Below are 11,138 nucleotides of genomic sequence, written 5' to 3' on the forward strand. Positions count from 1 at the left end.
CCTCCGACTTCGTCGGGGACGAGGCGCGGATCGGGTGCGTCGAGCAGGCGCTGCTCGGGCCCAGGGGGCGGCTCGTCCTGGCCGGCCTGACCGACCAGCCGCTGACCGTCACCAACGGCACCCTCTTCAGCTACCTCCAGCACCAGATCCTCGGCCACTACGGATCCGCGGAGAACGCCGTGGCGCAGCTGATCGCCCTGGCCGAAGGCGGCAGGCTGGACTTCTCCCGCTCCATCACCGACGTACTCGTGCTCGCCGACGCGGCGAAGGCCGTCGACCGCCTGCGCACCAAGGAGGGCGACCCCATCCGCCTCATCCTGCGCCCCTGAATCCGTTCCCCGGCCGCCGCGCCCCCCCACGACACGAAAGGCCCGCCATGCCCGTGGACCCCTCCCTCGCCGCCCTGCTCGACCAGCTCAGCGCCGCGCCCGCCCCGCGCGTCCTCGACACCGACCCCGCCCTGCTCCGCGAGGCGAACAAGCAGCTGGGCGCCGGCATCGCCGCGGCGGAGCCGATCGCGGTCGGCTCGGTGGAGGACACCACGGTCCCCGGCCCCGCCGGGAAGATCCCCGTACGCGTCTACAGGCCCGCGACGGACGGCCCCGTACCCACCGTGGTGTTCTTCCACGGCGGAGGCTGGCTCACCGGTGACCTCGACACGCACGACGACGTCACCCGCAGGCTGTGCCGCGACGTGGAGGCCGTGGTCGTCGCCGTCGACTACCGCCTGGCGCCCGAGCACCCCTTCCCGGCCGCCTACGACGACTGCCTCGCCGCGGCCCGCCACGTCGCCGACCACGTCGACGACTACGGCGCCCGCCCCGACCGGCTCGCCCTGGCAGGCGACAGCGCCGGCGGGAACCTGGCCGCCGCCGTCGCCCTCGCCTTCCGCGACGAGCACCGGCCCCTGGCAGCCCAGCTCCTCGCCTATCCCGCCGTGGACTTCGACGGCGAGTACGCCTCCCGCACCGAGAACGCCACCGGATACGTCCTGCGCCACCAGGACGTCCTCGACCTGCAGCGGCTCTACGCCGGCGACGACCCCGCCGTCCGCGCCTCCGCCCCCGTCTCCCCACTGAGAGCCGCCGGCCTCGCCGGCCTCGCCCCCGCGGTGATCGGCACCGCCCAGTACGACCCCCTGCGCGACGAGGGCAACGCCTACGCGGCCGCGCTCACGAACGCGGGCGTGGAGGTGTTCGCCCGTACGTACGACGGGCTGATCCACGCCTTCCTCAACCTCTTCCGCATCTCCCCGGCGGCCGACGCGGCCGTCACCGAGCTGTTCGCCCAGCTCAAGAACCGGCTCACCTGAGCAGAACGGCCACCAGGCGCTCGCTCGTGTCGCGTGCGTCGAAGGAGGCGCCCGGGGGCCGTGTCATCAGCAGGTGGTGGACCGTACCGACGAGGGCGAGCGCGATGGTGTCCGCGTCCGCGCCCTCCGGTACGCGGCCGCGCGCCCGTTCGGCCTCCAGATAGCCGACGACCGACCGCTGCCTCCCCGCGTACCCCTGCACACCGGACTCCAGCGCCCGCCGCGCGTGCAGGGAAGCGGCCGGCCGGGTCATGGCCAGGCCCACGACCGCCGGATCCAGGGATTCCAGCAGCGCCACCGCGAACGCGACGAGGTTGTCCGCGACCGCGCCCTGCCCCACCCGGTCGGCCAGACCCGCCGCCGAGCGGGCACTGCGCGCGAAGCGGTCCAGGACGAGTTCGGCGACGAACTCGTCCAGTCCCGAGAAGTGCGCGTGCAGGACCCCCTTGGCGCACTCCGCCTCCTCCGTGACCGCCCGGCTGGTCAGCGCGGCCGCGCCGTCGCGGGCCACGACCCGTTCGGCGGCAGCGAAGAGCCGCTCGCGCAGGTCCGGGATCGCCACTCCACGCGGGGACATGGGGCCTCTTTCCTCAAGCCGATTGCAGGTATGGGCGTACGCCCATACTCTTTGGGCACTTGCCCATTCTATGGCGTGGAGGCCTCCCGTGGATCAAGCGAACCAGGTGAACCAGGCGCATCAGGCGGACCGAATGGCCAACAGGGATCAGGCGCAGGCCTGGAACGGCTACGAAGGCTCCTACTGGGCCCGCCACCAGAGCCGCTGGGACGCCGTCAACGACGGTTTCAACCAGCCTCTCCTCGACTCCGCCGCCATCGGGCCCCGCGACCGGGTCCTCGACATCGGCTGCGGAGCCGGCCGCACCACCCGCCTCGCCGCGCTCCGGGCGCGCGAGGGCGCGGCCGTCGGCCTGGACCTGTCGGCCCCGATGCTCGACCGGGCGCGCGCGAGCGCCGCCCGCGAGAAGGCGGACAACGTCCACTTCACCGAAGGCGACGCCCAGGTCCACCCCTTCACCCCCGGCGGCTTCGACGTGGCCGTCAGCCGGTACGGGGTCATGTTCTTCGCCGACCCCGAGGCGGCCTTCGCGAACATCGGGCACGCGCTGCGCCCCGGCGGCCGCCTCGCCTTCGTCTGCGCGGCGGCGCCCGAGCGCAACGACTGGCTCCGGGCGCTCGCCGCACTGCGCGGCATCCTCCCGGTCGGGGACTTCGGCGCCCCGGGAGCCCCGGGAATGTTCTCCCTCGCGGCTCCCGGACATGCCTACGGCCAGCTCGAAGCGTGCGGCTTCGAGGATGCCGAGGCCGTACGCGTCGAGGCGTACGGGGACTGGGGACGCGACGCCGAGGACGCCGCGGCGTTCCTGCTGGACTCCGGCCCCGGCCGCCATCTCCTCGACCAGGCCGGGCCCGCGGAGGGCGAACGCGCCCACCAGGTCCTCGCCGACACCCTGCGCCCCTACGAAAGGGACGGCTCCGTACGGATGGTCAGCTCGTCCTGGCTGGTCACCGCCCGGAAGCCCGCATCCCCCTGACCGGGTGTCCCCGCGCCGCCCGGCGCGGGGACACCCGGCCGCTCCTACAGCGGCGGCCGGGTCGGCTGGGTCCGCCAGAAGGCGCACTGGTGGTCCGCCGGGAACGACGAACCCGCCCGCGTCGCAACGGGGTTGAGCGTCAGCACCGTACCCGTCCCGGCGCCGGTCGCCGGCCAGGCGGCCTGACCCGGTACGACCGGCGAGCCGAAGCGCGCGAACGCACCCCAGTAGCGCTTCATCCGCGTCGCGAGGGCCACCTGGACCGGGGTCAGCGGCCGGTCGCCCGCCGTGAAGTCGTGCAGGTACGCCAGCTCGGCACTGTGCGCGTTCGACTCGTCGAGGCCGGGAACCTGCGCACCCGCCAGGGTGGGGGAGTCAGGGTCATCGAACTCGTACGCGTACGTGGGTACTTGGGAGGCGAAGAGCTGCGCCGTCCACGCGGTGTGGCAGGCGAAGGAGGAGTCGGTCATGACCGCCGACAGCGCCAGGTACGCGGAGCCGTACGCCGAGACCGGATAGCGGGCGAGCACCTCGGGCCCCGCCGCCCCGTACCCCGCCAGAATCTGCGCGGTGTACTCCTGCTCCGTCAGCCGGGGCTGCGACAGTGCCACGAACAGCCGTGACTCGGAACGGGTGCTCCCGATCAGCACCGGCACCTTGTTCCAGTCCCCGCTCCCGATCGCCGCGGCCGGATCCACCGGCAGCAGCCCGTCGCCCGAGGCCGGACCCGAGGTCGGCAGCGTGCGCGCCGCCTCGACCAAAGCCGCGGCCGGGGCGGCGCGCAGGCACGCGGCGACCCCCGCCGGGTCGGCGCAGCCCGCGCGCTCGGCGAACGCCCGCGCCTGCGACTCGGCCCGCGCGCCGTCGGGCGTACGGAGCAACGTGCACGGCCCGCTCTGCAGCACGGCCCGGTGGAACAGACCCGCCGCCGAGGGCGTCGCCAGCAGCGCGCAGACCGAACCGCTGCCCGCCGACTGCCCCGAGACCGTCACGCTGCCGGGATTCCCGCCGAACGCCGCGATGTTCTCCCGCGTCCAGCGCAGCGCCTCGACCTGGTCCATCAGGCCGAAGGAGCCGGAGCGCCGCGCGTCGTCCCGCCCGAGCTCGGGCAGTGCGAGATAACCCAGCTGCCCCAGGCGGTAGTTGATGCTGACCACGACGCTGTTCGTGAGGTCGGCCATCGTCCGGCCGCCGAACTGGGTCCCCGTGCCCTGGCTGTACGCACCCCCGTGCATCCACAGGATCACCGGCAACCGGGCTCCCGGGCGGGCACCCTTGGGGCGGTACACGTCCAGGTAGAGGCAGTCCTCGCCGGCCGCCTGCGGGTCCGCCAGCCCGAACGGCGAGAACTGCACGCAGGCCGGCGCCTGCCGGTCCGCCTCCCGCACCCCGCTCCAGCGGCGCGGCTCCCGAGGCGCCCGCAGCCGGGCGTCCCCGACCGGGGGAGCGGCGTAGGGGACGCCGAGGAACTCCTGGGCGCCGTCGTGGTTCTGGCCGCGCAGCGGGCCCTGCGCGACGGTGACCACCGGCCTCGGCGCATCACCGGCCGAGGCGGCGGCGGGGAGCGCCGGAGCGAACAGCGCCACCAGGGCGAGAGCCGTACCGAGCAGGGGTCTTGCCGAAGTGCGCCGTTTCACGGGCCGCTTCATCCGTCGTCCTCCTGAGTGGGCTGGTGTGGAGCGGGCGCCGTCACGGGCGGAGACCGGCGATCAGCGCCGAGGCCGTGGCGTGGTCGGCGGGACCCGCGTTCCAGTTGGCGTTCATCGGGCTGACGGCGATCCGGCCGGCGCTGACGGCCTCCACGTCACTGCCCTTCGCCGCCGGGCGCGGTTCGACCTTGACGCTCACCTTCCAGGTGCCGTCGCCGGAGTCCGTGAAGTCCGGTACGAGGAACATCTGCGGGTCCTGGAAGGTGGCGGCCACACCGGCGGCGGCGTCCTTGCCGTCGGCGCCGACGACGGGGTGGTTCACGTTCAGGCCGACTCCCTTGGGCAGCAGCGGTCCGGACTTCGCCCGCGCCCGCAGCCGGTCGATGAGCTTGACGGCGAAGTCGGCCGTCGGGCCCATCGCGTTGACGGTGGCGACCGGATCGGGCACCGAGAGGCCGCCCGTGCTCAGCGCGATGGCGGGTACGCCGGACTCCAGCGCGGCGACGGCGCCGCCGACCGTGCCGGAGTGGGTGGCGAGACCCGCGACGTTCGGCCCGAAGTTGGTGCCGGACACCACCAGGTCGGGGGCGTGCCCCTCGAACACCTCGGAGAGGCCGAAGGACACCGAGTCGCCGGGGGTTCCGTCGACGGCCCACACCTTCGGCTCGGGGTGCCGCACCGTGATGGCGGGGGCGCTCGTCATCTTCGTACCGGTGCCGCTCTGGTTGGTGAGCGGGGCGACGATGGTGACGTCGTGCCCGGCGGCGGTCAGCCGCTCGAACGCCTTGCGGATGCCGGGCGCTTCGTAGCCGTCGTCGTTGGTGAGCAGGATCCGCAGCGGGGCGGCGGGCGCCAGCGCGGCCTGCGGCGAGGCGGCCGCGGGCGCCGTACCCGCGAGGGCCGCGGTGCACAGGATCAGCATGACCGGCGGCAGAACTCGCTTGCGTCTCACAGAGGGCTCCTTGGAAAGGGAGGGAAGGGAGGCGAGGGTGTGGCGCAGGAGGGTGGTGTGGTGCGGGACCGGCGGGCGCGCGACCCTCGGCACGCGCCCGCCGGAGTACGGGCCGGGCCGCGTCGGCGTATGAGGCGGCCCGGCGGATCGGCGGTCGTCGATCGGCGGTCAGAGGTCAGAGGTCAGCGCACGCTGCGGATCGGGAGGATGGCGAGCGCGCCGATCAGCGACAGGGCGCCGCCGGCCAGGAACAGCGGGGTGTACCCGCCCAGGGCCGTGACGATGGCGGAGGCGACGAACGGGGCGATGATCTGCGGCCCGGCGTTCGCGATGTTGAGGACGCCCATGTCGCGGGCCGCGTCCTCGGCCCGGGGGAGGACCAGGGTGACGAGCGCGGTGTCGACCGCCATGAAGCAGCCGAAGGCGAGCCCGTTGAGCGCGCTGAAGACGAGCATGCCGGTCCAGGTCGGGCTGACGACGGGGACCACCATGACCAGCCCGGCGAGGGCTGCCGACACGCCGACGAACACCTTGCGGCGGTTCCAGCGGTCGGACAGCAGCCCGCCGACGACGGTGGACAGGGCCACGGCGGCCATCGACACCGGGGTCAGGATCGCCATGGCCGCGGGCGGGGCGAGACCGGCCGGGAGCGCGATGTGGTCGTCCAGGATGTACAGCTGGTAGCCGACGACGGAGAAGTAGCCCAGCACCATCAGGGCGCGGCCGATGAAGGCCCAGCGGAAGTCGTGGTTCGCCAACGCCGAGAGGAAGGCGGCGAGTTGTGCGCCCTTGGGCGGTCTCGGGGCGGCGACGGCCCCGGCGCGCGGGGTGTCGCGGCAGAAGACGGAGAGCAGCAGGGCGGCCCCGGCGACGATCGTGCCGAAGACCAGGTACCCGGTGCGCAGGTGCGTCGAGGTCTGGGAGGCCACGAGGACGCCGACCGTGCCGCCGATCGGCAGACCGAGCCCGACCAGCGCGGACGCCGTGCCACGGCGGGCGGCGGGGATGCGGTCCGGCACGATCGCGGTGACCGCCGCCTGGTAGGTGTTCATCGTCGCCTGGACCAGACACCAGCCGATGCCGACGAGCAGTGCGGTGGAGACGCTGCCGAGGAGGCCCAGCGCGAGCAGCGCGCCGAGGGCGCCGCCGAGGATCCAGGGGTTGCGGCGGCCGCTGCGGTCGGAGAGGGCGCCGGCGACCGGGTTGAAGGCGGTCGCGAAGATCGCGCTGATGCCGCCGATCAGACCCAGGACGGCGACCTTGTCGTCGGGGGCGATGGCGGCGATCTGGGTGGGGAGGAGGACGGAGCCGACGCCCATGTAGACGGCCATCATCGCGGAGTTCGCGACCAGGAGGAGCAGCAGGAGCCCGCGCTGGCGCGGCGCTTCCGGTTCTGCGGCGGGAGGGGAGGTCGCAGCGGTGGAGGTGGTGCTCGGCGGCTTGACCGGGTCGGCCGGGTCGGCCGGGTCGGCCGGGTCGACCGGATCGGTGAGCTCGTTCGTGGCCATGACGACTCCTCGGGGGACGGAGCGGGGAGGTGGCGGGGTGCTGGGAGCGGCGGTGGTGCACCGGTTCCGGTACGCGGGTGGGCGGTACGTGGGTGAGGGGAGGCGCCGCGTGAGGGGTCACGGGGCGGCGGTGTCACCGGAAGCCGCCGCGGACCGCCGCGACCGACTGACGTGATGTTGTTACACGTGTCACTCGCAGCGCTTGGACACTGTGTAGCACCCATTTCGGGGCCCCGCTAGGGCTCGGACCACGTCGCTGCACAGATCGTGACCGTCACGTGAACCGCACGTGGAGCACGTGTAACCAGCCGGTCATCGGTGCTGACCAGGGCGATCGTGTCTCGAAACCGTCTTGCTCTTGTGGCGATGGTCACCGATCCGCAATACTCCGTGCCGCACCGCGACGGCCCCCGCGGCCCGGCGCTCCGGCCCCCTCCCGCGGGTCGCCGCTCCCCTTCCGCTTCCGCGTGCACCTCCCTTCCCGCCACGTCCCCGCGCCGGACCTCCGTGCGCCCCCACCGCCCGGGGTGACGACCGTGAAAGGCCCGCCATGCCGCGTTCTCCCGACGCCCTTACGCCCCCGTACCCCCGGAACTCCCCGCTCCGCACACTCCCTCCCCGTCACCACCTCCCGGCGCCGCCGCCGCGCCACGCCCTCGCCTCCGGCATCGCCCTCCTCGGCGCGTCGCTCCTGATCGGGCTCCTGCTCCGGGTGGCCGACCGCCCGTTCTTCCAGGGCCTCGACGACCGCTGGGCGGCCTTCATGGCCGGCTCTCCCGACGGCGCCGCCACCGGTGTCGCCACCGTCCTCGACCGGCTCGGCGGACCGCTGGGCCTCGTCTTTCCGCTGATGCTGATCGGCTGCCTCTGTGTCTACGGCCGCTGGCGTTCGGCGCTGTTCGTGTTCGTGACCGCCGTCTTCGCGAACGTGCTCGTGGCGCTGCCCCTCAAGATGCTCGTCGACCGCCCGCGCCCGCCGTACCCCTGGGTCCTGGTCAACGACGGCTCGTACCCCTCCGGCCAGGTGTTCAGCGCCGTGACCCTGGTGGTCGCGGCCGCGGTGGTGCTGTTCCCGGCGCGCCCGCGGCGCTGGTGGTGGCTGGTCGGCGCCGTGTACGTCCTCGCCATGATGTGGAGCCGTACCTGGCTGCACGCCCAGTGGCTCAGCGACACGTTCGCCGGCGCGCTGGCCGGAGCGGGAGCGTCCCTGCTGCTCCTGCGGGCGTTCGAACCCCTCCTGGAAGCGGAGGCCGAGCGGGTGGCGGCCGACAGCCTCTGGACGTGACGGGGCCGCGAGCTCCGTATCGCGAATGATTGACGGTCGAATAATTTACGCAATACTCTCGAAGGGTCGACGCGTGCTCGGCGCGCGGCCCAGGAAGGATTGGCTCATGGCTCTCACCCCAGGCCCGGACCAGGACCGCACGCTGGTGGACCTCCCCGTAGGCCGCCTGCGCGGCGCGATCGAAGGCGGGGTCTCCGTGTTCCGGGCCGTGCCCTACGCCGTGCCCCCGGTCGGCGAGCTGCGCTGGCGCCCCGCACGGCCCCACCCGGGCTGGAGCGGCACCCGTGACGCCACCGCCGACGGCCCCAGCGCGCCGCAGCCGTACATGGCGGGCGGGGATCCGGTCCTCGGCGGCCACGGTTCGCCGCCCTTCGACGAGGACAGCCTGACCCTCAACGTCTGGACCCCGGCGGCCGACGAAGGCCGCCGCCCCGTGCTCGTCTGGATCCACGGAGGCGGCTTCGTCTCAGGTTCCGGATCGATGCCGAACTACTCCGGCGAGACCTTCGCCCGGGACGGCGACCTCGTGGTGGTGAGCATCAACTACCGCATCGGACCGCTGGGTTACCTCTACACCGGTCCCGAGGAGGGCAACCCCGAAGGCGCCGGCAACCCCTGGCTCAGCGACCAGCTGGCCGCCCTCCAATGGGTCGCGGCCCATATCGCCTCCTTCGGCGGGGACCCGGACAACATCACCGTCGCCGGGCAGTCGGGCGGCGCCCTGTCCACCGCCGCCCTCGCCGGGCTCCCCGAGGCCCAGGGGCTGATCCGGCGCGTGATCCTGCAGAGCCCGCCCCTCGGCCTCGACCTCCCCGGCCCCGACGCGTACCTGGAGCGGACCGCCGCCTATCTGGAACTGGCCGGCGTGAAGACCGTCGCGGAACTGCGCGGACTGCCCTGGCCCGCGCTGATCGGCGCGACCGGCGGGCTCTTCGCCCTGACCGCGCGCTGGGGCTACTGGCCGACCCCGTTCCTGCCCGTCGTCGACGGGGTCACCCTGACGCGCCACCCGGTCGAGGCCCTGCTGCACGGAGCCGCGACCGGCATCGACGTGATGATCGGCTGGACCCGCGAGGAGGCCAACTTCGGCTTCGCACTCGACCCCGGGTACGCCGCCGCCGACCGGGAACGGGTGACCGCCCGGATCGCCGACACCTTCGGGGCCGAAGCCGCGCCCGAGGCGTACGCGGCGTACGAACGGGCCCGGCCCGGCGCGCGCCCCGCCGACGTGCTGATGGACCTGATCACGGACGAGCTCTTCCGCGCCCCGGGCGTACGACTGGCCGAGGCCAGGGCGGAGCTGGGCCGGCCCGTCTGGGCCTACCAGTTCGACCTTCCCGCGCCCGCGTACGAAGGCCGTCTCGGCGCCGCGCACTGCCTCGAACTCCCCTTCGTCTTCGCCAACTTCGACCAGTGGGCGCACGCGCCGTTCGTGGCCGGGCTCGACCCCGCCGTCCGCGACGGCCTCGCGCACACCATGCACCAGGCCTGGATCGCCTTCGCCCGCACCGGCGACCCCAACCACCCGGCGATGCCGACGTGGAACCCGTACGGCGCGGACACGCGCACCACCATGCGCTTCGACTCGGTGGTGTCCCCGCTCGCGGACCTCGCCGGGGACGCGCGCCGACTGCACGGGACGGCGGCCCCCGGCCTGCCGGCGCGGCCGTAGCGGCAGTCGTAGCCGTAGTCGTAGGCGCAGGGGAATCCCCGGCGCGCCCGCGGAGGGCCGCACGCTGCCGTGCGGCCCTTCGTCGCCCTGTTCTTACTCGTGTAACCTCGAAGGGGAAAGAAGGCCCGAAAAACAGGCACGAACCCACCGCGAGGAGCGTCGAGGGACGTCATGGCCGAAGAAACCCCCGTCCCCGCTTCGATCACCAGCGCCGACGTGGCACGCCTCGCCGGGGTGTCGCGCGCCACCGTCTCCTTCGTCCTCAACGACACCCAGGGCCACCGGGTCAGCGAGACCACCCGTGCCCGCGTCCTCGACGCGGCCCGCCAGCTCGGCTACGTCCCGCACGCCGCGGCCCGCTCGCTGCGCGCCGGGCGGAGCAACCTCGTCCTGATGCCCGCGTCGATCTCCGCCGTCGGCCGGCTCGTCAGCGACTGGGTCGACGACCTGCACAGCGAACTCGACCGCCACGGCTATACGGCGGTCCTGCACGCCGGCCGCTTCGACGACCCCGTCGACGCCGCCCGGGCCTGGGCCGAACTGCGCCCGGCGGCGGTCATCGCCCTCGACGGCGACCGGATCACCCCGCGGGCGGCCGAGCTGCTGCACCGCGCCGGGGTGCGCGGGCTGCTCGCCTTCGCCGCCCACCCGGTGCCGGGCGTCCACACCATCGGCTTCGACCACGCCCGCATCGGCGCCACCGCCGCCGAGCACCTGATCGCCCGCGGCCGGACCCGGATCGGCGTCGTCATGCCCCGCGAGCGCGGCCTCGGCACGCTGGCACGGCCGCGCCTCGCGGGGGCCGAGTCGGTCGCCGCCCGGCACATGGCCACCGTCACCCCCGTGGAGCTGGCCTACACCCGGGACTCCGCGACCGAGCTCGCCCGCCGCTGGGCGAGCCTGGACCTGGACTCCGTCTTCGCCTACAACGACGAGTACGCCGCGCTGCTCCTGCACGCGCTGCGGGCCGAGGGCATCGTGGTGCCGGACGACGTGGCGGTCGTGGGCTCGGACGACCTCGTCCTCTCCGCGCTCCAGCAGCCGCCGCTCACCACGATCCGGCTGGACCTGGCCTCGCCCGCGCTGATCGCGGACGCCGTGCACGAGCTGATCGAGACCGGCTCGACCAGGCCGTTCCCCGAGATCGAGGCCGTCCTCGTCCACCGCCAGACCTCCTGAGCGGAGCGCGGAACGGCGGCTCCCGGTC

The 11,138-nt window shown here is 73.9% G+C and carries 9 protein-coding genes and 1 pseudogene; 6 read left to right on the plus strand and 4 right to left on the minus strand.

Annotated features, from left to right (window positions below):
- Positions 1–329, plus strand: a pseudogene (locus tag ACFV0Q_RS30455) (zinc-binding dehydrogenase); the annotation flags it as partial.
- Between the two features lie 47 nt (positions 330–376).
- Positions 377–1,312, plus strand: coding sequence for an alpha/beta hydrolase (locus ACFV0Q_RS30460; protein WP_385009582.1), 936 nt, complete (start codon positions 377–379; stop codon positions 1,310–1,312).
- On the opposite strand, the gene ACFV0Q_RS30465 is transcribed toward ACFV0Q_RS30460, so the two are convergent.
- A complete protein-coding gene (locus tag ACFV0Q_RS30465) occupies positions 1,305–1,889 on the minus strand; it encodes a TetR family transcriptional regulator (protein WP_385009583.1) in 585 nt (194 codons plus the stop codon). The two genes, ACFV0Q_RS30460 and ACFV0Q_RS30465, sit on opposite strands and share 8 nt — an antisense overlap.
- 133 nt (positions 1,890–2,022) lie before the next feature.
- Here ACFV0Q_RS30465 and ACFV0Q_RS30470 point away from each other — a divergent pair, with 133 nt between their 5' ends.
- A complete protein-coding gene (locus ACFV0Q_RS30470) occupies positions 2,023–2,865 on the plus strand; it encodes a class I SAM-dependent methyltransferase (protein WP_385009584.1) in 843 nt (280 codons plus the stop codon).
- 44 nt (positions 2,866–2,909) lie between these two features.
- On the opposite strand, the gene ACFV0Q_RS30475 is transcribed toward ACFV0Q_RS30470, so the two are convergent.
- The 3 genes from ACFV0Q_RS30475 to ACFV0Q_RS30485 form a co-directional block, all read right to left on the minus strand.
- Positions 2,910–4,514 carry a carboxylesterase/lipase family protein gene (locus ACFV0Q_RS30475; protein WP_385009585.1) on the minus strand — a complete coding sequence of 535 codons (1,605 nt, stop codon included), beginning with the start codon at positions 4,512–4,514 and terminating at the stop codon, positions 2,910–2,912.
- A 40-nt stretch (positions 4,515–4,554) separates the two neighbouring features.
- Positions 4,555–5,466 (minus strand): 5'/3'-nucleotidase SurE, encoded by a 912-nt coding sequence (gene surE, locus ACFV0Q_RS30480; protein WP_385009586.1) that lies wholly within the window; start codon positions 5,464–5,466, stop codon positions 4,555–4,557.
- 182 nt (positions 5,467–5,648) lie between these two features.
- A complete protein-coding gene (locus tag ACFV0Q_RS30485; RefSeq protein WP_385009587.1) occupies positions 5,649–6,974 on the minus strand; it encodes an MFS transporter in 1,326 nt (441 codons plus the stop codon).
- 550 nt (positions 6,975–7,524) lie between these two features.
- On the opposite strand from ACFV0Q_RS30485, the gene ACFV0Q_RS30490 reads away from it, so the two are divergent.
- The 3 genes from ACFV0Q_RS30490 (at position 7,525) to ACFV0Q_RS30500 (ending at position 11,110) form a co-directional block, all read left to right on the plus strand.
- A complete protein-coding gene (locus ACFV0Q_RS30490; protein WP_385009588.1) occupies positions 7,525–8,259 on the plus strand; it encodes a phosphatase PAP2 family protein in 735 nt (244 codons plus the stop codon).
- Positions 8,260–8,365: 106 nt separating this feature from the next.
- On the plus strand, positions 8,366–9,931 hold the full coding sequence (locus ACFV0Q_RS30495; RefSeq protein WP_385009589.1) for a carboxylesterase/lipase family protein: 1,566 nt from the start codon (positions 8,366–8,368) through the stop codon (positions 9,929–9,931).
- Between the two features lie 171 nt (positions 9,932–10,102).
- Positions 10,103–11,110: a LacI family DNA-binding transcriptional regulator gene (locus ACFV0Q_RS30500; protein WP_385009590.1), complete on the plus strand. Its 1,008-nt coding sequence runs from the start codon at positions 10,103–10,105 to the stop codon at positions 11,108–11,110.
- Positions 11,111–11,138: the final 28 nt, after the last annotated feature.

Origin of the sequence: Streptomyces sp. NPDC059564 (assembly GCF_042735575.1) — a bacterium.
Classification (GTDB): Bacteria; Actinomycetota; Actinomycetes; order Streptomycetales; family Streptomycetaceae; genus Streptomyces.

Coding starts and splice junctions, on each gene's coding strand:
- ACFV0Q_RS30470 (WP_385009584.1), top strand. CDS start 2,023: ATGGCCAACAGGGATCAGGCGCAGGCCTGGAACGGCTACGAAGGCTCC.
- ACFV0Q_RS30485 (WP_385009587.1), bottom strand. CDS start 6,974: ATGGCCACGAACGAGCTCACCGATCCGGTCGACCCGGCCGACCCGGCC.
- ACFV0Q_RS30490 (WP_385009588.1), top strand. CDS start 7,525: ATGCCGCGTTCTCCCGACGCCCTTACGCCCCCGTACCCCCGGAACTCC.
- ACFV0Q_RS30475 (WP_385009585.1), bottom strand. CDS start 4,514: ATGAAGCGGCCCGTGAAACGGCGCACTTCGGCAAGACCCCTGCTCGGT.
- ACFV0Q_RS30495 (WP_385009589.1), top strand. CDS start 8,366: ATGGCTCTCACCCCAGGCCCGGACCAGGACCGCACGCTGGTGGACCTC.
- ACFV0Q_RS30500 (WP_385009590.1), top strand. CDS start 10,103: ATGGCCGAAGAAACCCCCGTCCCCGCTTCGATCACCAGCGCCGACGTG.
- ACFV0Q_RS30465 (WP_385009583.1), bottom strand. CDS start 1,889: ATGTCCCCGCGTGGAGTGGCGATCCCGGACCTGCGCGAGCGGCTCTTC.
- ACFV0Q_RS30460 (WP_385009582.1), top strand. CDS start 377: ATGCCCGTGGACCCCTCCCTCGCCGCCCTGCTCGACCAGCTCAGCGCC.